At 64.0% G+C, this 20,741-nt stretch carries 16 protein-coding genes and 1 pseudogene; 9 read left to right on the forward strand and 8 right to left on the reverse strand.

The genetic code is table 11. The annotated features are described in order from the left end of the window. Positions 1 to 364 precede the first annotated feature (364 nt). The gene (locus FOB47_RS17240) at positions 365 to 1,753 is read left to right on the forward strand and encodes an SH3 domain-containing protein (RefSeq protein WP_174781660.1); all 1,389 of its coding nucleotides are present in this window, start codon (positions 365 to 367) and stop codon (positions 1,751 to 1,753) included. 201 nt (positions 1,754 to 1,954) lie between these two features. Here the strand turns inward: FOB47_RS17240 and FOB47_RS17245 are convergent, their stop codons facing one another. After that, positions 1,955 to 2,215: a hypothetical protein gene (locus FOB47_RS17245; protein WP_174781661.1), complete on the reverse strand. Its 261-nt coding sequence runs from the start codon at positions 2,213 to 2,215 to the stop codon at positions 1,955 to 1,957. A gap of 275 nt (positions 2,216 to 2,490) precedes the next feature. Between FOB47_RS17245 and FOB47_RS17250 the strand changes: the two genes are divergently transcribed. Next, positions 2,491 to 4,221, forward strand: a complete 1,731-nt coding sequence (locus FOB47_RS17250) for a phage integrase family protein (RefSeq protein WP_174781662.1) — start codon at positions 2,491 to 2,493, stop codon at positions 4,219 to 4,221. 84 nt (positions 4,222 to 4,305) lie between these two features. On the opposite strand, the gene FOB47_RS17255 is transcribed toward FOB47_RS17250, so the two are convergent. Continuing rightward, positions 4,306 to 4,902 (reverse strand): hypothetical protein, encoded by a 597-nt coding sequence (locus FOB47_RS17255; protein WP_174781663.1) that lies wholly within the window; start codon positions 4,900 to 4,902, stop codon positions 4,306 to 4,308. Positions 4,903 to 5,343: 441 nt separating this feature from the next. On the opposite strand from FOB47_RS17255, the pseudogene FOB47_RS17260 reads away from it, so the two are divergent. Then, positions 5,344 to 6,730 (forward strand): annotated as a pseudogene (locus FOB47_RS17260) (ISNCY family transposase). A gap of 227 nt (positions 6,731 to 6,957) precedes the next feature. On the opposite strand, the gene FOB47_RS17265 reads toward FOB47_RS17260, so the two are convergent. Beyond that, complete coding sequence (locus FOB47_RS17265; RefSeq protein WP_174781664.1) at positions 6,958 to 7,554, reverse strand: alpha-ketoglutarate-dependent dioxygenase AlkB; 597 nt, start codon at positions 7,552 to 7,554, stop codon at positions 6,958 to 6,960. 264 nt (positions 7,555 to 7,818) lie between these two features. Between FOB47_RS17265 and FOB47_RS17270 the strand changes: the two genes are divergently transcribed. After that, positions 7,819 to 8,601, forward strand: a complete 783-nt coding sequence (locus tag FOB47_RS17270; protein WP_174106897.1) for a transporter substrate-binding domain-containing protein — start codon at positions 7,819 to 7,821, stop codon at positions 8,599 to 8,601. Between the two features lie 40 nt (positions 8,602 to 8,641). On the opposite strand, the gene FOB47_RS17275 is transcribed toward FOB47_RS17270, so the two are convergent. Next, entirely contained in the window at positions 8,642 to 9,040 is a 399-nt protein-coding gene (locus FOB47_RS17275; RefSeq protein WP_174781665.1) for a DUF1801 domain-containing protein, read from the reverse strand. 75 nt (positions 9,041 to 9,115) lie between these two features. Here FOB47_RS17275 and FOB47_RS17280 point away from each other — a divergent pair, with 75 nt between their 5' ends. Beyond that, positions 9,116 to 9,493, forward strand: a complete 378-nt coding sequence (locus tag FOB47_RS17280; protein WP_174781666.1) for a YnfA family protein — start codon at positions 9,116 to 9,118, stop codon at positions 9,491 to 9,493. 33 nt (positions 9,494 to 9,526) lie between these two features. On the opposite strand, the gene FOB47_RS17285 is transcribed toward FOB47_RS17280, so the two are convergent. Then, on the reverse strand, positions 9,527 to 10,960 hold the full coding sequence (locus FOB47_RS17285; protein WP_174781667.1) for a PepSY-associated TM helix domain-containing protein: 1,434 nt from the start codon (positions 10,958 to 10,960) through the stop codon (positions 9,527 to 9,529). 209 nt (positions 10,961 to 11,169) lie between these two features. Here FOB47_RS17285 and FOB47_RS17290 point away from each other — a divergent pair, with 209 nt between their 5' ends. From FOB47_RS17290 to FOB47_RS17300, 3 genes are all read left to right on the forward strand, one after another. Then, a complete protein-coding gene (locus FOB47_RS17290) occupies positions 11,170 to 13,287 on the forward strand; it encodes a TonB-dependent receptor (protein ID WP_244959453.1) in 2,118 nt (705 codons plus the stop codon). A 132-nt stretch (positions 13,288 to 13,419) separates the two neighbouring features. Continuing rightward, on the forward strand, positions 13,420 to 14,940 hold the full coding sequence (locus FOB47_RS17295; RefSeq protein ID WP_174781668.1) for a hypothetical protein: 1,521 nt from the start codon (positions 13,420 to 13,422) through the stop codon (positions 14,938 to 14,940). 84 nt (positions 14,941 to 15,024) lie between these two features. Then, the gene (locus FOB47_RS17300; protein ID WP_174781669.1) at positions 15,025 to 16,566 is read left to right on the forward strand and encodes a phospholipase D family protein; all 1,542 of its coding nucleotides are present in this window, start codon (positions 15,025 to 15,027) and stop codon (positions 16,564 to 16,566) included. A gap of 110 nt (positions 16,567 to 16,676) precedes the next feature. On the opposite strand, the gene FOB47_RS17305 is transcribed toward FOB47_RS17300, so the two are convergent. From FOB47_RS17305 to FOB47_RS17315, 3 genes are all read right to left on the reverse strand, one after another. Continuing rightward, positions 16,677 to 17,099 (reverse strand): VOC family protein, encoded by a 423-nt coding sequence (locus FOB47_RS17305; protein WP_064573579.1) that lies wholly within the window; start codon positions 17,097 to 17,099, stop codon positions 16,677 to 16,679. A 19-nt stretch (positions 17,100 to 17,118) separates the two neighbouring features. Further along, positions 17,119 to 18,333 (reverse strand): DJ-1/PfpI family protein, encoded by a 1,215-nt coding sequence (locus FOB47_RS17310; RefSeq protein WP_174781670.1) that lies wholly within the window; start codon positions 18,331 to 18,333, stop codon positions 17,119 to 17,121. Between the two features lie 150 nt (positions 18,334 to 18,483). Further along, on the reverse strand, positions 18,484 to 19,392 hold the full coding sequence (locus FOB47_RS17315; RefSeq protein WP_174781671.1) for a MurR/RpiR family transcriptional regulator: 909 nt from the start codon (positions 19,390 to 19,392) through the stop codon (positions 18,484 to 18,486). Between the two features lie 161 nt (positions 19,393 to 19,553). Between FOB47_RS17315 and FOB47_RS17320 the strand changes: the two genes are divergently transcribed. Further along, positions 19,554 to 20,714 carry a M20 family metallopeptidase gene (locus FOB47_RS17320; RefSeq protein WP_174781672.1) on the forward strand — a complete coding sequence of 387 codons (1,161 nt, stop codon included), beginning with the start codon at positions 19,554 to 19,556 and terminating at the stop codon, positions 20,712 to 20,714. Positions 20,715 to 20,741: the final 27 nt, after the last annotated feature.

Below are 20,741 nucleotides of genomic sequence, written 5' to 3' on the forward strand. Positions count from 1 at the left end.
CGGCCGCGGCCGATCGCTGGAACTGGCACGTACGCTGTCAGTCAATGCGCTGGTGGTTATGGAGATCTTCCACCTGTCCTTTATCCGGAATTTCTGCACAACCTCGTTGAACTGGAAGGCGGTGCGCGGCACGAGGGTGGTATGGGGCCTGGTAGATATTCGACGAACGTCCTTCGCGATCACGGCTCTCAGCGCACGAGGGCTACTTGTTCCGCCTCGCATGACGCTTCAAGAGCCGCGATAAAAGCCCCCGCACCGACGTGACTGCCGCCGCCAATCCTCCGGGTTTCCCGATGGCGCCTCACTGGCCGCGGAAGTGCCTGGCGTGGGGCCTTCGAAATTGTTGCTGGGATAAACTACACACATGAAACCCAGCACAACGCAATCGACACCGGACACCGCCAGCCTTCCGTCTGCCAGTTCGCCGAACCCGCGCGACATGGAGGCGTTGCCAAGCTACCCTGTGCCTGCGCCACAACTTGCGGCAGCACCTCCGCAGAAGGCGAGGGCAGCATTGCCTGGTTCGACAGCGCTAGCGGTGACTCGGGCGCTCGGGGATCTGCCGTATCTCAAACAGCTGTCGGCACTGCAAGACTCAAACCTGTTCAAGATGAATCGAGCTATAGAAGATTCGCTTCGCTTGAGCGCGATAGGAGCGCTGCAGAACTCTCATGCAATGGCAGCGGTTAGGGCGTTTGAAGATTCCACGGCCATCAGTGCAATAGCGAAGTGGCAGGACTCATCCATGTTGGCGGCGATTCGGAACCTGGAGGACTCCGCTCTCTTCAAGGCGCTGGCAAAGTGGCAAGACTCCTCCCTGATGGCAGCGATGCGGACGGTCGAGAGCTCGCCGTTCTTGAAGACGGTGGCGAAGTGGCAGGCTTCATCTGCCTTTGCGGCGACGCACAGATCGGAAGACTCTCCCTTCTTCGCGGCGATGACGGCTATAAAGGAGTCGCCCGCGCTAAATGCGCTGGAAACTCTTCAAGGTTCACCGCTCTTTAAGGCGATGGCGGCGCTAGAGGACTCGCCCGCGCTGGCGATGATGCGTACGCTCAAGGACTCGCCCGTTTTCAAGGCATTCAGCGGCATGCCGACACAGGCGGGCCAAGGCGTGCAATGGGACAGCATCGCTCGGACCCTGGTCGACAATGATCTATTCCGAACGATCGCAACGGCAGACAAACAGCGATTGGAGGCGCTATTCAGTCAAGCGGAAACCAACCTGCCGCGGTTTCATGAGGCTGCGAGTGTAGCAACTGGGCGGGGCGCATTTACAAAGGGGGACGCATCGGAGGTGGCTGAGGAGCTGCGTCTTGCGCTGTCCGCGGGCCCGTCATCCAAGCCCCTATCAGCAGGCGCGCTACTCTATCTCGCTCGGCTGATCATGTGCCTTTGGATGGTTTATCAAGCGGTCGCTCAATGGCCTGCCTTCCAGGCGGGTGCCTGCGACTTACAGGCCCGCTTGCTGACACTGGAGGCGCGCCAGAACATTCGCAAATTCACCAAGGGCTTGATTTGCGAGATTCCGCGCGAAACACTTAGGAGCATGCGCTATGTCGATCGTGCTGGCGTGCCGCTGTACCTACGGCCGGCGGTGCGTTCTCAAGTCGTAGCGAGACTACCTAAAGGCGCGGTACTTATCGTGTTGGATGATACTGACCGAAACTGGCTGTACGTTCAGTTTAGCCAGGATGACGTTGAAGCGGACGGGTGGGTCTCACGAAAGTTCGTCCGCCGCTTTGTCGAGTAGAAACGCGTAAATTTTTTTGTGATGGCGTGCATTTCTTCGTCAAAGAAGTACATATGTTGCCGTCGCCACGACTGGACGGCTCGAAGCACGTCGAAAACGAGGTTGCGCCGCATACGTTGTCGTGTGTGAATCTCTTAGGCAGGCAGCACATGTGACGAGCTGTCTCTGATTCACACTAGAGAGGCCTAGGTCTGCAATGGGCTACGCCTCATGCTCAAGAATGAGCTCGTGTCGCTCTATGGACCCGTCTTGCGCTCTGATAAGCAAGACATTTCCTTGCAGGACATGCTCGGTCTCATCGTCACGACTGGTGTCCAGTCTGCTGGAAGCGACACGGAGCGTGCCAAGCAAGGGGCCGCCATAGTCGAAAAACTTCAGCGTGTTTCCCTGGATGGTCACTAAGTTCCCTGCACCGTTTGCAAGGCGTATGGAGTACGTTCCGGCTTCAAAAGCGGGTTCCATTGCTGTCATTCCTTAGTTGAAGGAATCGACACTAACACAACCACCTTCTTGTCCAACATGTCGGCGTGCCCAATGAGTGCCAACACCCGACGCTTCTGCCAGGCTCGCGAACAAGTCGGTCGACATTCCGGCGCCGGTGGACGTCGGCAACCGTCATTGAAGGCTTTCATGACGTTGCGGTTGCCGTGTCGAGTTAGGTGTCCTGCGTTGTTGTGGTTTTATTACGATAAGTATCCTTATCGTAATAGCCAGTTCGCTGCGCTAAACTGGCCCCCATGAAATCACGCCTGACCCTACCTAACTCCACATCATCCGCCAGCACGGGTATGGATACGGCCCCGACCGATGCCTCCACGGCACTCCCCGATGCCGCGTCCCTGGCCGCGCTGCGTGCCTGGCATGCCGGCCTGAGCTCCCGGCAAGCCGTGGCGCAATACCTGGGGGAGGAGAGGGCGCGCGGCCAATCCTCGCGCGCCGTGCTGGGCGGCATTCGCCGCCGGCTTGCCGCACTGGCACGCGAGCGCGGCCGCGACGATCTGACCGCGTTGTTCGAGATGCCGGCGTCGGAGCGGGTGGCGCAGGGCAGGGCGGCCGACCGTGCTATCGAGGTCCTGCGCACGCTGCCGACGCCACGGCCTGCGATCACCGACGACATCGGCCGCTGGCTACCGGCCCGCGCCGTCGCCGCCTTGCGCGCCCACGGCATCGAGACGCTGGCGGCGTTGACCGTGCGCGTGCCCAGGCGCCGCCGCTGGTGGGCGGCCATCCCGAGGCTGGGCGCTGCCAGCGCCAGGCAGATCGAGGCGTTCTTCGCCGCGCATCCCGAGCTGACCGAACGGGCGCGCGCGTTGATCGTGCAGGAGCGACGCAGCGTCGTCGTGCCATGGGAGCAGTTGCGCCTGCCTCATGAAGTCGACGGCTCGCAAGGGCGGTTTCGCGCACCGCGCGAGAGCTGCACCTTGACCGCGGACAACGACTACGAGGCGGTGCAGGCCTGGCTGGCCCTGCACGAGTCGCCCGCCACTCATCGCACCTACCGCAAGGAAGCGGAACGGCTGATTCTGTGGGCCATCGTCGAGCGTCAGCGGCCGCTGTCGTCGTTGACTACCGAGGACGCCGTCGCCTACCGCGCCTTCCTGCGCCGGCCCACGCCACGAGAGCGGTGGGTCGGGCCGCCACGCCCGCGCTCGTCGCCGGACTGGCGGCCGTTCACCGGTGCGCTGGCCGCACGCTCGGTCGCCCATGCCCTGACCATCGTGGGGGCGATGTTCCGCTGGCTGGTCGAGCAACGCTACGTGCTGGCCAATCCCTTCGCCGGCATCAAGGTGCGCGGCGGCGGCCGCACCGCGGCGCTGGACAATTCGCGCGCCTTTACCGACGGTGAATGGAAGTTGGTGCGGACCATTGCCGACGGGCTTGAATGGTCCCACGGCTGGGAGGCCGCCGCGGCGCAGCGCCTGCGCTTCGTGCTGGATTTTGCCTATGCGACGGGGCTCCGGCCCAGCGAGCTGGTAGGCGTCACGCTCGGGGATCTTCGGGTCGACGCAGAAGGCGATGAATGGCTCGAGCTGACCGGGAAGGGAGGGCGCATCGGCAAGGTGGCCTTGCCGCCGTTGGCCCGGCGGGCCTTGGAGCGCTATCTGTCCGAACGCGGTTTGCCCATCAGCCGGCGCTTGTGGCGTCCGGAGATTCGCCTGGTCGGTGACCTGAGCGACGAGTCCGGCTCAGGAATCACGAGCACGCGCCTTTGGCAGGTCGTGAGGCGGTTCTTCAAGCTGGCCGCTGACATCATTGGTTCGGACCATCCTGCGGCTGCGGACAAGCTGCGCCGTGCCAGTCCGCACTGGATGCGGCATACGCACGCCACGCACGCTCTGGATCGGGGCGCCGAGTTGACCATCGTCCGGGACAATCTGCGGCATGCGTCGGTGTCGACGACTTCGGTCTACCTGCATAGCGATGAAGTCAAACGGGCTCGGCAGATCGGAGAGGCATTTGGGGCTTAAATGACACCGCAAGGGCGCCACAGCGGGCTGTACGGACGAACAAGGGGGGCGCAATCTTGCCCTTAGTTGCCGAGCGGTTCTGGCTCAAAACACGGAGTCCTTCAAGCCGAATCCCCTGGTTGGCATCATGGCGATCGTCATGCTGTCGGCGTGCGGCCCCGCCGCGCACAGGGCGATCGCGCGCCGTGCATGGTGACGGCTGCGCAGATCGACGAACTCGAGCATCAGAAAGGCCAAGCAGATGGCCGCCAGCACCAAACCGCCCACGCCGCCGGAAGTCTTGCCATAGGTGAATGCCGCGACGGCCAGGCTGAATATGGTCACGGTGCCGAAGCAAAATGCCCAGAAGCTAGGCGTCACCTGACCTGGTCGGAGCTCGACGTAAGTGGGCCCGGCGGTAAAGCCCAGGTCCTCATTGAACCGCAGATAAGGCCAACCGGAGGCCGCCCAGCGCGCCAGCAACAGCGCTGCCGAATGCTGCGCGATGTAGCGCAGTTGGGCGACCGAAAAGCTCCGGCCATAGGCTGCATACATCCGCCCGCAATCGGCCAGCGTCGGTGCGGCAGGGGCCATCACCTCCCACGCGCGCGCTACCGCATCCGGATTTTGCACACATGGCTCGCGCGCCAGCCAAGACAGTAATTGCACGCCCTGTGACCAGGGCACCGCCGAAGATTCCATGTCCGCCCTCGGTATTGTCTGCCACGCCACGGCAGTGTCCTAAAGTAACTTTGCGTCACTTTACACGACTAGCAAAGAGGCCGACAACTCGGACAGGGGTATCTCGCAGGCGGGGGGCGCGAGCACGTGCAAACGGTAGAGAGAGCACACGGCGCTCCCGGCATAGTCGCCGGCTGTGCCGTCATCGAAACTGCCAGCCTCCGAAAGGTGAGCGCCTAGGGGCGGGTAACAAATTTATGCAAAAACGGGTAACAAATTTATGCAAATTAACGGACCCAGGCCTGGATGTGCCAGACCAATATTCTTCATTTAACATAACAAACATTATCGGCGACACAGATGTTGGCCGTTTTTTCTAATGTCGTAGATGGGATAAATTCAAATGTCGCATCTGCCTGATCCTGCCACCCTGGCGGCGTTACAGCCAAGCTGGGGATTCATATGGGCCGAGCCGACACGATCACCATGACCATGCGGGAATTGGATCGGTGCAAGGTAGTCCAGGCGGTTGTCGAAGATGGCCTGATGGTGTGGCGCGCTGCTGAGAAGCTGGGCCTATCGAGACGCCAAGTTGAGCGGTTGGTGCAGCGATATCGGCAGGACGGTCCCGGTGGCGTCGTATCCCGGCGGTTTGGCCAGCCAGGTCATCATCAATTGCCGCCCGGCCTGGAATCGCGCATACGCGGCTTGGTCCGCGATAGCTACGCCGACTTTGGTCCAACCTTGGCTTGCGAGAAGCTACGCGAGCGCCATGGCATTGAGGTCTCTGCGTCGTGCGTACGCCGAATCATGATCGACGCCGGCTTCTGGGTCCCGCGCAAGCTGCGCCCCCCCAAGGTTCACCAGCCGCGGCACCGGCGCGCCTGCCTGGGCGAGCTGATCCAGATCGATGGCAGCGACCACCGGTGGTTCGAGGACCGGGGGCCGGCCTGCACGCTGCTGGTCTACGTCGACGATGCGACCGGGCAGCTGATGCAACTGCTGTTCGTGCCGACCGAATCGACCTTCGCGTACTTCGCGGCCACGCGCGCCTATGTGGAGCGCCACGGCAAGCCGGTGGCGTTCTACAGCGACAAGGCTGGCGTGTTCCGGGTCAATGCCAAGGATGGGCCGGATGGGCGCGGCTATACGCAGTTCGGGCGGGCGCTGTTCGAGCTGAACATCGACATCCTGTGCGCCAATTCGAGCCAGGCCAAGGGGCGCGTCGAACGGATGCATGGCGTGCTGCAGGACCGGCTGGTCAAGGAGCTGCGCCTGCGCGGGATCGATACGCCTGCAGCCGCCAATGCCTATGCGCCCGCCTTTATCGCCGACTTCAACGCGCGCTTTGCCAAGGTGCCGCGCAGCGAGTTTGATGCGCACCGGCCGGTGCGTGCCGACGAGGATCTGAGGCCGATCTTTACCTGGCGCGAGTGGCGCAAGGTATCGCAGAACCTGACGTTGCAGTACGACAAGGTCGTGTATCTGCTGCAGGACTGCGCGGCGCATCGCAAGCTGATTGGCCGGACCATCGAGGTGGCCGAATACCCGGATGGGCGGATCGAGTTATGGGCCGATGGGGCTGCCCTTCCCTACAGCGTGTTCGATCCGCGCGAGACGATCCGACAGGCGGACATCGTGGAGCACAAGCGACTGGGGCACGTGCTGGAGATTGCGGCGCGGGTGCAGGCGTTGCGGGAGGATCGGCAGACGGCGGGCCCGTCCAGGACGCTCAATGGGGGCGCGGCCACGGCGATGAAGCCCACGCCGGGGGGCCAAGCGCAAGCGGCAGATCAATCGGCTGGATCTGGACAGGGCGATCGCGGGGTCGACCGCCCCACCCTGTTGAGACGGCGCCGAGACCGGCCAACTTGACTGCGTTACGTCTGACCCCGAAAGAAAAAAGCACGATCGGACTGACATTTGAAAGTAGCCAGCGGTCAGACCTTTGAAAACCGGCGGGACAACAGACGGTAGGCATGAATAGAAATGTCCGCTTCCGGATGATTAGAGATGTCATGTCCGAACTCCCTGGCCCGCCTCAGCCAAATGCACGCCGGATCTTCCCCGCGATCCTCAGCGCCCACGTACCACGCCGCGCCGTTCCCGGAACGTGATCGACCAGCGCAATTCCTTGGTTGGCTCGACGCTGTGTTGCCACTGCCAGCGTGCGTCGCCTTCTATCCGGTAGATCGATCTGGGCTCCACGTCGAGCGCCACAATTTGGCGTCGTAGCGACGTGCTGTATGGATAAGGACGGAAGCGCAGTCGCGCGACACCACCGAGCGATACGCCGAAGATGCGCTCGAAATCGGGCACGTCACGGTGCCAGCCCAAGGGAGTGTCCGGCGCGTATTCCGCCACCAGGGCATGGGCCAAACGTTCGGGCGACATTCCGGCCCATTGCGCGACGCGTTCGCGCAGCGGCAGCAGCCGTGCGTCAAGGGGCTGCGCGGGCAGCAGTTCGTTGCTGTCGAAGTCGTAGCTGCCCCCGAAGCTGACCACCCGCCGCCGGGCCAGATAGCCCTTGTACCGCGCGGCCTGCAACGGCAAGGATTGAATGATCTCGATCAGGGACGCTTCTTCATCGGGCGAAAGGAAATCGGGCTGGTAAATCAGACCCGGAATCGAGGCCTCGATCGGGCCCTCGCCGAACAGGCTGAATTGATCCATCACGTTCCTTTTGAATCCCGCTGCCGCATGCGCGGCGGACCGCCGTTTCGCGCCCATGGGGGCGATGCAGGTCAAAAAAGGTTAGCACGTCGCGTCGCCTCGATCCGGCCGGGTCGGCTTCGATCTCTGCCTCGCCGATTCCACTTCGCCAGCCAGCCAATAAGGATCGCTATGAAAGTGTGGCGATGGCCGCCGTGGCGTGTTCCGTTTCGTGCACAATCGCGCTTCGAATACCGCAAAAGCCGCCGCCGAGGAGATTCCACGATGAAGAGAACCCAAAACGCCCTGGCCGTCCTTGCCCTGGTCTGCCTGCCCTGCTCTGCCTTGGCCCAGCCGGCCAATTCGACCTTGAACCGCATCAAGGACAGCGGCACGCTGCGGATCTGCACGCCTGGCGATTACAAGCCGTTCAGTTTCGAGAAGGCGCCCGGCACGTTCGAAGGTCTCGATGTCGATCTGATGCAGACGCTGGCCACGGCCCTGCAAGCCAGGCCGCAATACGTCAAGACGAGCTGGGCGAACCTGATGCCGGATTTCGTCGCCGGCAAGTGCGATATCGCCGTCGGCGGTATTTCCGTCACGCTGGAACGCCAGCGCCAGGCTTATTTCAGTGCGCCGTACATGATCAATGGCAAGACGCCGTTGACCCGCTGCGAGAACGCCGCCAGGTTCCACACGATCGAATCGATCAATCAGCCGGCGGTGCGGGTCATCGCCAATCCGGGCGGAAGCAACGAGCGCTTTGCGCGGACGCATTTCGATCGCGCCCAATTGAAGATCCATTCGGACAACCTGACGATCTTCGACGAGGTCATCAAGAAGAATGCCGACGTCTTTGTCACAGAAGCCGCGGAAGCGATCGTGCAAAGCAAGGCGCATCCCGAGCTATGCGCGGTCAATCCGCAGAAGCCGTTGCAATACGCCGAGATGGCGTACTTGCTGCCGCAGGGCGACGAGGTGTTCAAGCACTTCGTCGATCAGTGGCTGCATCTGAGCACCGCTAGCGGCGATTTCGGTCGTGTGCGAGCCAGGTGGCTGCCTGAGTAAACGGTTCCGGGCGGATGCGACAACAAGGACGCTGAATTCCTTACTTCTTTTTCGCGGCGGTGTTGTGAGCCACCGCCGCACGGATCAGGTCCTTCAACGCGGCTTCCTTGATCTTGTCGCCTTGCTGAAAATCGATCGCACGCCTGGTATTGCCGTCCAGGCTTGCATTGAACAGCCCGGCGGGATCCGGCAACGCCGCCCCTTTGGCGAAGGTCATTTTCACGACGCTCTTGTAGGTCTCGCCGGTGCAGATGATGCCGTTGTGCGACCACACCGGAACGCCGCGCCATTTCCATTCCTCGATGACGTCGGGGTCGGCTTCCTTGATCAAGGCGCGGAGTCTGGCAAGCAATTCGCCTCGCCAGTCGCCCAGCTCGTCGATGCGTGCATCGATCAGCGCCGATGCGGGTGGGTCTTGCGGTAATTCGTTGTTCTTCATATCGGATTCTCTTCAAACTCGCAGCGCGCCGAGCGCGGTGTTCGGGCTGCCGAGGCACGGCATTGCCGTGTGACAATGCGGACCACCGCCACCCTGCCCGCTTCGACCGTGACCTTTCTTGCCTATACGGCGCTGTTCGTGCTGACCGCGTTGGCCGAAATCGTCGGCTGCTATTTGCCCTACCTGGTATTAAAGCAGGAAAAGAGTCCGCTGCTGCTGATTCCCGCGGCGCTGGCATTGGCGGCGTTTGCCTGGTTGCTGACCTTGCATCCCACGGCCGCGGGGCGCACGTATGCAGCCTATGGCGGCGTCTATATTGCGGTCGCGCTGCTGTGGCTTCGCATCGTGGATGGGCTGCCGTTGACACGTTGGGACGTCCTGGGTGCGGCTGTCGCGTTGGCCGGCATGGCCATTATTGTGCTGCAGCCTGCGTCTGGGGCCGGCACGGGTTGATTGCCGGTCGGCGTCCGAGAGCATCCGATCCGATCATCGACGTACCGGTTCCGGCGGCGCGCCGGCCGTTCTGGCGACGGACCGGTCGATGATCCACACCACCAGCATCGTGATCCCCATCAGCGGGAATATCACGCCCAATACCGCCAGCCCGGCTACCCACGCACGCATCGGTGGCGGGCTTGCCGGGCGGGACGGCGCCCCCAGCGCTTTGGCCGGTTTCCGCTTGATCCACATGATGAAGCCCGTGATCGCCAACGCCATCAGGCCCAGCGAAATCACCGCGCATGCGATCTGATTGGCGAGACCGAAATACCGGCCCATATGGAGCGAGGTGCCGTACGACACGGCCTTGGCGATGGGGCCGTAGTCGTCGTAGCGGATATCGCGGACGATGTTTCCGCCGTGCGGATCGATATGCAGCGTTCGTTCTCCCCTGGGATCGTTGGGGAAGCAGGAAACCGCGTAGACCGAGCCGGTGCCTGCCGGCAGCGCGACCTGGCATCCCGGACCGGCACCGCGCGCGCGGACGATGGCCAGTACCCGATCCAGCCCGATGGCTGCATGGCCGGTGGAGGCGACGGAACTGGCTGGCACGGCGGTCAATCCCGTTGCCCATGGCACATCGCCAAGCGGCAGCGACTCCATGGTCTTCGTGTGGCCCCGATGGTCTTCCTGGCCGGCATCGCCCCCATTGCTTCGATCGCGGGCCGGTGCATGCATGTGCCCCGCTCCGCCATCGGCCGGCCGTCCCAGATTCGCCGCGGTGGTGATGGCCTTGAATTGCTTGCCCCAGAGAGCGGTCCACGGCAGACCGGACAGCACGAACAGCAGCGCGCCGATCGCGAGCGACACGCCGAGCAGTAGATGGATTTCCTTCCACCGCCCTCGCCTGCCGCTTGCCGGCCGCATCAGAAACGCGTGAACCCCCGATTCGCGCAGCCGCGGCCACCACATGGCGAGGCCGGTGGCGATCATCACCAGCGTCCAGCATCCGGCCAGTTCCATCAGCACTTCGCCGGGCTTGCCCGCGAGCAATGCGCGATGCAGCATGCGAACCTGCTTCATCAAGCGGTCCTCGACGCTGAGGCTGCCCAGCACCGCGCCGGAGTAAGGGTTCAGATAGAGGCTTTCGCTGTTGCCCGAGGGGAGCCGGAAGATGAATTCGGCGCTGGCGCGAGGGTCATTGCGCAGCGTGTAAGTCGTGGCGACTGCCCCAGCCGGCGCGGCCGCTCTCGCCCGCTCCAGCAGCGTTTGCGCCGGAAGCGGTTCGCCCTGCGGCGTTACGCGCAATAACTGCGGATACAGCCATGGCTCGATTTGCGGTTGGAAGCAATAGATCGTGCCGGTGATTGCCAGCACGATCAGAAACGGCATCACGAACAGGCCGGCATAAAAATGCCAGCGCCAAAGCGTGCGGTGGGCGGCAGAGGTTCCGGTACGGGTTTGCGAAATCGATACGGGCATCGGAGCGCGGTGATGGCATGAATCTCTTGCGGATTGCGCCATTGCGGCGCGATTTCGGCGCGAGTGCGTACTTTGCGACGAAAACCTGCGCGGGTCCTGCGGCATGGTGTCGCATGTACCGCTAAAGGCGTGGCAAATAGAATCGGGCAGCAAAAAAACAACCGCCTCTCTTGGTCGCGCGCCTTTTCCGCCGACACATCCATTTGCCCATGGCCCGCATTCTTCCACGCGAGGTGGCGCTAGCCGCTGCCGCCGTTTGCCTGTCCGCGCAAGCCGCCGACCCATCGCCCGAGGTCCACGAACTGGCACCGGTCACCGTCCATGCCGCCGGCCAGACCACGCTGGACGAACCGGCTTCCACCGGCTCGAATCTCGGCCTGACGCCGATGCAGACGCCGGCCAGCGTGGACGTCATTGCCCGCGATCAGCTCGAGATCCGCGGCGATGTATCGCTGGTCGATGCCATCACCCGCGCCCCGGGGCTGTCCGGGCTTGGCCATCCTGGCAATGGCGGCGCTTCGCTATCCGCGCGCGGCTTTACCGATGCGGCTTCGGTCATGCGGCTCTACGATGGCGTGCGCCAATACGGCGGGATCGGTGTCACCTATCCGTTCGACACCTGGTCGGTGGAACGCATCGAGGTGCTGCGCGGTCCTGCCTCGGTGATCTATGGCGAGGGCGCGATCGGCGGCGTCGTCAACGTGGTGCCGAAGAAGCCGACGCGCGGTCCGATCGAGAACGAAATCCAGGCGACGATCGGCACGGAGAACACCCAGCGGCTCGCCTTTGGCAGCGGCGGCGCCATCGATGAACGGTGGTCATACCGCTTCGATGTCAGTGGCAATCGCACCGATGGGTCGGTGGATTTCGGCGATTCGCGCAATCTCTCGGTATCGGGCGCGCTGCAATGGGATCCGACGCCCGAGCTCGCCATCAAGCTCAGCTATGCCAAGGGCTGGCAGCAGCCGGCACGCTATTTCGGCGTGCCGCTGGTCAATGGCCGCCAGGATCCGTCCTTGCGAACGCGAAACTACAACGTCAGCGACAGCCGCATCCAGTACGACGACCAGTGGACCGAGCTGTCGGCGCGGTGGACGCCCAGCGCCAACCTGACGGTTCGCTCGCGGGCCTACTACATCGACAGCAAGCGCCATTGGCGCAATGCCGAGTATTACGACTATCTGCCGGCGAGCGGCCTGATCCAGCGTTCTTCCTATGTCGAGATCCTTCATGACCAGTGGCAGGTCGGCAATACGACCGACGTGGTCTATCGCCATGCGCTGTTCGGCATGAACAACAGCCTGTCGGTCGGCTTCGACATCAATCGGGCATCGTTTCGCCATACCAACAATTCCCCCTACTCCGGCAGCACCGTCGTCGATCCCTACACGTTCGAGCGCGGCCAGTTCATCAACGTGGCCGGCACAGCGCCGCGCTACAGCAACGAGGCGGTCCAGTACGCCTTGTTTGCCGAGAATCGGCTCGAAATCACGCCGCGCTGGTCGGTGTTGGGCGGTTTGCGCTATGACCATGCGAGGATCGAACGCCACGATCTAATGGCCCATCGCGAGGCGTTCGACAGGACCTTTTCGCACGTCGGCTGGCGCGCCGGAACGGTCTACAACCTGACGCCGAATCTCGCGCTCTACGCGCAATACTCGGAAGCCGCCGATCCCGTCAGCGCGCTGCTGATGCTGTCGTCCTCCAACAGCAATTTCGACTTGTCCACCGGCCGCCAGATCGAAGCCGGCGTCAAGCAGGACTTCTGGAACGGCAAAGGGGAATGGACGGTCGCGGCTTATCACATCGTCAAAAAGAACCTGGTCACCCGCGACGCAGCCAATCCCGCGCAAAGCGTACAGGTCGGCGAACAATCGTCGCGTGGAATCGAGGCCAGCGTCGGCGTCGAATTCCTGCCCGGCTGGCGCCTCGATGCCAATGCCGCGCTGCTGCAGGCACGCTACGACCAATTCACGGAATCGGTGAACGGCACGGCGGTCTCGCGCAATGGCAACGTGCCGACCGACGTGCCCGAGCGGCTGGCCAATGCCTGGCTGACCTGGCGCTTCTTGCCGGAATGGACAGCAGGCGCCGGCATCCGCTATGTCGGCCGCCGTTTTGCCGACCGAGCCAATACGCTGCAAATGCCGGCCTACACCACCACGGATCTGCTGCTGCAATGGCGGCCCCGCAAGAACACCACGCTGTCGCTGCGCGGCTTCAATGTGTTCGACCGGCACTATGTCGCGACGGCTTACTACAACCCCACGCAGTGGCTGCAGGGGGCAGGACGGCGGGTCGAATTGACGGTCAATCACCGGTTCTGAGTCGTGGTATTGCCTTGACGATGCGGCATCATAGTGCCCTGGCGCGGTAGGAAAGGCCTACCGCGGTTGGGTTTGCCTTGCTTGCGCCGCTTTTTTTCCGGCAAGGCACACCCTGTTGGCGAGCATCGGATCGTGCAAATCACTACCTACGACCATTTCACCTTCGACCTGGCGCGCTTTGGCAATCCCGTCGAGCTTTGCTCGCTGCGTGTCGGCGAGCATGACTTCGGATGGCGATGCCGCTTTACTGTGCCAGTGCGCAAGGGTGGCGACGGCGGGCGATACCAGACGGTACAGGTACGCTTTCTCCATCCGTTGTCCTCTCCCGACTTTGCAGGCTGGTCCGCCCGGCGGTTGAGCATCGACGCCTCGCGGGGAACCTATCGTGCCGGTCGCTGGCAGTCGCTGGACATCAGCGCGCCCGATCTGACGCGATTGCCCTCGCCGCCACGATGGTTTGCCACCGATCGCGACGTGGCGGATTTCGAGAAGCCGCCGGACGATGATGCTGGCGAACAGCAGTACGAATTGCGCGACGACGCACTAGTGTTTGCCGCGTACGACGGACAGGTCTGCGTGCCATGGAGCGAGGTCGTCGCCATCGAATTGACGCGGTATGCCGACGCCCATTCCTGCAGCGAGATCCCGTTGCGGCGAATGAGTTTTCAACTGATGCAAGGCTGCGAGCAACAGTTTGCGCCGCCACGCAGCGCGTCGGACCCGTTCTATGCGTCGCTCCAGCGGCGCTTCGGCATCGAACTCGCGCAAATCGAAGCGGTTCTACAGGCGTCGCGTACTTGCAAGCGGGTGCTGTGGACTCGCTTGCCGATGTTGAAGCTCGACCCGGCCCCGATACTCGATGGCTCGCAAATTGCGGATGCGCTGGCGGCGTGGGTCGATGCAGGCAGCGCGGGCCTGCTGCAGGCCGGCCCCCTGACCATAGCCGAGCTGGATCTGCATCGCCACGATGAACCGTTCGCAAATTTCCCGCCGCGCAGGGCTTCTTTCCGGTTCTCAGGCATCAACGGGTTGACAGACAAGGCGGCGTTGGTTCCGGTGGTAAAGGGGATGCGCGTAGCGGAAGGCGTTGCGCCGGAAATTCGTCCAGATTCGCACATGTTCATGGATTGGCGGAACGACCGGATCCACATCAGCTTGCACTTCGACGTACTCGGCCACGGTTGGCTGAACCTGACAGACGCGGACTATCTTGCGAGAATCCGCGGGCGTTGGCCGCACTGGCAGGAATGCGCCCCGGACGTGTGGTTACCGCTCGGTTTCGAGGTCAGTTCGGTGGACTATGACGGCGTCGATACCGACTCGATATTGCCGCGCGTCGATCCACTTGATGACATGAAGCAAATCGTGCTCTGGACCGCAGGCGATTGGCAGGGCTTCAGCAGCAAAGTCTGGAGTTTCCGATGGCGAGTTGGCGAATTGTCGGCCATCGATACGTGGGAGTCGGATATCTGCGCGGACCGTGGCGGACCTTACTCGCATCTGGCCCTGACGCTGAACGCGGGCGCACGATTTGATATTCGCAGCCGTGAGCCGGTCGATGTCGATATCGTTCGAGCGTTCTTCCGTTGCGGCGGCCATGGAGTCGAAGCTGGCGGGAACCATGCGCGTGGCACTATCGACCGTATCGCCTAGTCTCAGTCCGTCGGAATCGCGTCCCTCATGGCTCCCCTGTTCGATCGTATCCTTGCGCCTTTGTGCTTCATCGCCGTTCCCGCCATGGCAACGCTGCTGCTCGGCGGATGCGCCCTGCCACCGCTCGAGGACCGGACGCCTTCCCACGCACCGACACCAGAGCAGTCCCGCGCTACCGCACTCGGGCGTGCCTTGGCGCCGGCCCTGTCCCAGCGCCCGGGTCTATCGGGCATTCACGCACTGGCCGATCCGCGCGAGGCCTTCGCCGCGCGGGTCCATGGCGCCCGGATGGCCGAGCGCACGCTGGACGTGCAGTACTACATCTGGCGCCGCGACACCACGGGCACGCTGCTGCTCGATGCGCTGCATGAAGCGGCCCAGCGCGGCGTGCGGGTGCGTCTGCTGCTGGACGACAACGGTATTTCCGGGCTGGACGAGATCCTGTCCGCGCTGGATGCCCATCCCAATATCGAGGTCCGCCTCTTCAATCCGTTCGTCGTACGGTCGCCGAAATTCATCGGCTATCTGACCGACTTTCGCCGCCTGAACCGGCGCATGCACAATAAATCGTTCACCGTGGATGCGCAGGCCACCATCGTTGGCGGTCGCAACGTTGGCGACGAATATTTCGGCGCCACTGATGGCGTGCTGTTTTCCGACCTGGATGTGCTGGCCGTTGGGCCGATTGCGGCCGATGTCGAACGGGAGTTCGATCGCTACTGGGCCAGCGCCAGTGCCTATCCGGTCAATGCGATCGTGCCACCTGTCGCACCGGACAGGCTCGAGCAGCTGACCCGGGAGGCGGCCGTCGCGCGGCGCGACCCGGCCGCCGAGGCCTACATGAACGCCCTGAAGGCGATGCCGGCATACCGCCGCATCCTCGATGGCACCTTGGCGTTCGAGTGGGCAAAGACGCGGATTGTCAGCGACGATCCCGCCAAGGTCCTGGGCAAGGCGCCGCGCCATGCGCTGATCGGGCACCAGCTGATGGAGACCATCGGCGTGCCGGCGCGGGAACTCGATCTGGTATCCCCCTACTTCGTTCCGACCAAGTCCGGCGCCAACGCCTTCGCCGACCTAGCCGCCAAGGGTGTCAATGTGCGCGTGCTGACCAATGCGGCCGAGGCGACGGACGTCAAGGTAGTGCACTCCGGCTATGTGAAATGGCGCCGTGCGTTGCTGGAATCCGGCGTGCAGTTGTTCGAGTTGAAGCGCGAGATCGCGGCGCCGGCCGACAAGGCCGATACCACGCCGCCGACCAGGCCAGAGGAGCGCGCCGGACCGTTCGGCAGCTCCGGCGCGAGCCTGCACGCGAAGACGTTCGCCGTGGACGCGCAGCGCGTCTTTGTCGGCTCGCTGAACTTCGATCCCCGCTCGGCGAATCTGAATACCGAACTGGGCTTCGTGATCGAGAGCCCCACGCTGGCGGGCCGCATTGAATCGGCGTTTGGCACCAGCGTCCCGCAGAACGCCTACGAGGTCCGGCTGTCCGACAACGGCAGCCTGTACTGGCTGGAACGGCGCGGCAACGACACGATTCGCCACGATACCGAGCCCAACACCAGCTGGCTGGAGCGCGTCTGGATCCGCGGGCTGTCGTGGTTGCCGATCGACTGGATGTTATGACGGTGTGATAGGCGAGCACTGACGGTAGCGTGCAAGGCCGCTACGGCGGGAATCGCTGCGAGCGGCCGCCGCATTGCGCCAATGGGCTATTGCGCTGTTGCGCTACTGCCCTATTGCGCGCCCTGCTCGCCCATCATCGCGTCCGGATTCATCCATACCGGCTCGAACAGATGGCCGTCCGGGTCTTCGAACGTACGCAGATACATGAACCCCATGTCCTGCGGTTCACGAATGTCCGCGCGGCCGCCAGCCGATTTCGCGGCCTCGACGATGGCGTCCACATCCTCGCGATTGTCGATCGTCAGCGCGATCAGCATGGCGCTGGTTTCGCGCCCATCGGCGATCGGCTTGCTGGTGAAGGTCCCGTAATAGGCGTGCGTCATCAGATGGAACGTGATGGTGTCCGACCACACCATCGACGACGTCTGGTGGTCGCTGAACTGCTCGTTCTTGACGCAGCCGATCGCCTCGTAGAACCGCGTCGCCGCGGCGAGATCGCGGACCGGCAGGTTCAGGAAAATCATCTTTGCCATCGTGTCTCCTCCGTTGGTTTTACTGCAGGGGGCGCGTGCGCGCCTCGGGTTGCTGATGTCCGCCTGGATTCTCGCGGGGATATTCGAGCTGCATCGCGACCAGGGATTCGGTTCGCGCGCCATAGCGCTGGCCGATTCCGTTCAGCGCCTCGTCCAGCGCCCGCGCCGGCTGCGATTCCGCGGCGAGCGCTATGGTCCGGCCTCGATCCCAGTCCGTGCCGACGTGCTCGGGCACCAGGCGAATGCCGTTTCTCGTCTGGATCGGCCCCGCCCGCTGGGCGAACGATACGGCCTGCGAACGGTATGTCCGCGACCACGCGTCGGCCACCAGCGCCAGCGACACCTCGTCGACGCCAGGCCGTAGCGCGATGCCCAGCCGCTCACGATTCCAGAACGCCATCGTATTGCCGATCGCCGTCAAGGCAAATGAGCGCGTAAAGGTGAAGGCATCGCTGTCGTGGCGCGCATCCCAATGCGGCAGGCCCAGGTCGCGGGCCACGGCCTGTGCCCTGTCGCGGCCCGCCACGGCTTCGATCAGCGTCAACGTCATTGGCATCGACGCGGAAATGCCGGTGGTCGTGGCGACACGGCCATCGACGACGATGCGCCGGTCGGCAACGTAGCGCACGGTCGGATGCTTGTCGAGCAAGTCTTCCAGGTAGTACCAATGGGTGGTGGCGCGCTTGCCGTCGAGCAGCCCCGCCGCGGCCACGACCTTGGCGCCGGCGCAGATGCCGATGACCGTTGCGCCTTTGGCCGCCTGGCTGCGGATCCATTGCAGCACAGTCGGATCGTCGTCGCGGCTCATCGCCGGCACCAGCACGTAGTCGGCGCCCTGGGGATGCTGTGCGTCGAACTGCGCGATCGTCGCGTCCGGCTCGACCTGCAGCACGGGATAGAGCTTGACCGGCCCCGGCTGCGTCGCCAAGGCCTTCACCTCCCCGATGTCGGCGCGGCGCAGGATGCCGTAGGGCATCAGATAGTCGGTGGTCTCGGTCGCGTCATTGATGCCGACGATGGCAATCACCGGGCGCGGGCGTTTGGGCGGTTTCAGCGCGGCCAGCGTGGCGGCCCTCTCCGGTTCGCCGATCGCTGGCGGTTCGGCGGCAGCCGTGGCGGGCGGCAAGGACAGCAGCCACGCCGCGCCGGCGCCCAGCGCGACGGCCGCGATACCGAGCGCGATCCATGCTGCGAGACGTAGGTTCAGCGGGTTCAGCCGGTTCCACCGGTTCATCGTCGTGGTCTCCTCCTTGGCTTGAGCCAGACCACTAGCTTAGGCGGACGGAATCCCGACGCCAAGCCACGCCAAAGTGTCCACATTGGGCGAGATCGGCCGATGCCGGCATGGCGCGTCGGCAGACGGTAGCCGTTGCGCCTTCGCGCCCTACCCCTTTCGCAATCCTTCCACCGGGTCGGTCTCGAACGCCTGCCACAGCGCATCGCGCCGCTGCAGCGCCTCGATCACGGCAGGCTGGCGCAACTGCGCGACGGCGGATACCAGTGCATTGCACAAGAAAAACGCCGCGGTGTACGAATCGAATGGCGATGCGTTGGCGGTGCGTACCAGCAGATGGTGATCGGACAGCGGCACCAGCGGCGCGGCCGGGCTGTCGCAGATCGCGACGACGCGGGCGCCCCGTTCGCGGAAAGCACGGGCGATGCTGACCGGCGCGCTCGAATAGCGCCGGACGCTGAAGGTCAGCAGCACGTCTTCGGGCTGGACCCACAGCATGGCGTCGGTGGCCGTCACCGCGCCGGCCCCGAGCTCCTGCACATTGGGCCGGCACATGTTCAGATGCAGCGCCAGCCAGGCGCTGACCGGTGCGCTGTTCTTCTGCGCCAGGATGAACAGGCGCCCTTTTCCTCCGGCCAGCAGCCGCGCGATCGCTTCGAACGCGGCGATGTCGAGCGATTCGTGTGTGGCCGTCAGGTTGTGCTGGTCATGCATCAACGCATCGTCGAGGCACGCCCGCAAGGTTCGCTTGCCGCCGATCAGCGCCGGTGCGCGCTGACCCGCGGTCGGCAGCGCGGCAGTCACGCTCGCCCGCGCTTCGCGCTGGGCGTCGGCATAGCTGGCATAGCCGAGCTTGGCGAACAGCCGCACGACCGTCGACGCGCTGGTGCCGTGCTGCGCCGCCAGCGCGGTCGCCGATTCCAGCAACACATGCGGATAGCCGCGCGTCAGCGCATCGGCCAGTTCGCGCTCGCGCGCGGTCAGCGTGGCCGCCTCGCGCGCCAGCCGGTCCAGCAGCGTGACGCCATGATCGGCGGCTTCCTTGCGGGGATTCGTCATATTGACACTCTGCAACGTGTATTGCATGATGATAGCACCATTGCAACGATCGTTTCATTGGCCATCTTGCGGCCAATCCACGGCCGATTCCCGCACGCTCGACAACACGTTTGATCATGCCTTTCATCGCGGACCCTCCTCCGGCCGCGAACAGGAACCCCATGCAGGATAGAGAAGTTGCCCAGGGCGAACAGGCCCTGCTGGACTGGCTGCAAGGCCAGCAACAGGCGATGCAGCACCTGCTGCAGAAGATCGTCGATATCGACAGCGGCAGCCGCCATGAAGCCGGCGTGAAGGCCGTGGCCGAGGCGCTGCGCGCGCATCTGGAAGCGGCCGGCATTGCCGTGCGTTTCCATGCGGTGCCCGGATACGGCGTCTGCCTCGATGCGCAGGTGCCCGGCTCCGGCGAGGGCCTGCCGGTCCTGCTGATGGGGCATATGGATACGGTCTATCCCGAAGGCACCGCGGCCAGGCGGCCCTTCCGGGTCGAGGACGGACGCGCCTACGGTCCCGGCGTCGCCGACATGAAATCCGGCCTGGTGCTCAACGTGTTCGTTGCCGAGGCGCTGGCGCGGCTGGGCCGCCAGGCGCCGCCGGTGCGGCTGTTCTTCTCGTGCGACGAGGAGATCGGGTCGCCGGCCACCCGCGAGCGGATCATGGCGGTTGCCCGCGAAGTTCGCGCCGTGTTCAACGCCGAGCCGGGCCGCGTCAGCGGCAACCTGGTGACAGGACGCAAGGGTTCGATGGTGGTCGAGTTCGAGGTCGAGGGCGTGGCCGCGCACTCCGGCATCAACCACGCCCATGGCGCCAGCGCGATCGACGCATTGGCGCGCAAGATTCTCGAACTGCATGCGCTGACCGACCCGGCCTCCGGCGTCACCACCAATGTCGGCTGCGTGCAGGGCGGCATCGTGCCGAACATGGTCGCGCCGCATGCCAAGGGGCAGCTCGATGTGCGCTTCACCGCGGAAACCGATATGGACGCGCTGTACGGCCGCATCCGCAAGATCGTCGAAGCCGAATCGATTCCCCGTACGCGCGGCCGCATCACCGACATGCGCCGCACGATGCCGATGGCGACGACGCCCGCGTTCCTGCTGTCGCTGTATCAGCGCAGCGCCGAACGCGTCGGCTTCACCGTCGATGGCGAGTTCACCGGCGGCGCGGCCGACAGCGGCCTGACCAGCTCGGCCGGCACGCCGACGCTGTGCGGCACCGGCCCGGTCGGCGGCCATCCGCACACCGAGCGCGAATACTGCGAACTCTCCACCTTCGTGCCACGGGCCCAGGCCCTGGCGCTTGCCGTTCTCGGACTCCGATGAGCGGCAGGCCCGCCTTCGAGCCAATTC

Origin of the sequence: Cupriavidus gilardii (genome assembly GCF_013347325.1) — a bacterium.
Taxonomy (GTDB): domain Bacteria; phylum Pseudomonadota; class Gammaproteobacteria; order Burkholderiales; family Burkholderiaceae; genus Cupriavidus; species Cupriavidus gilardii.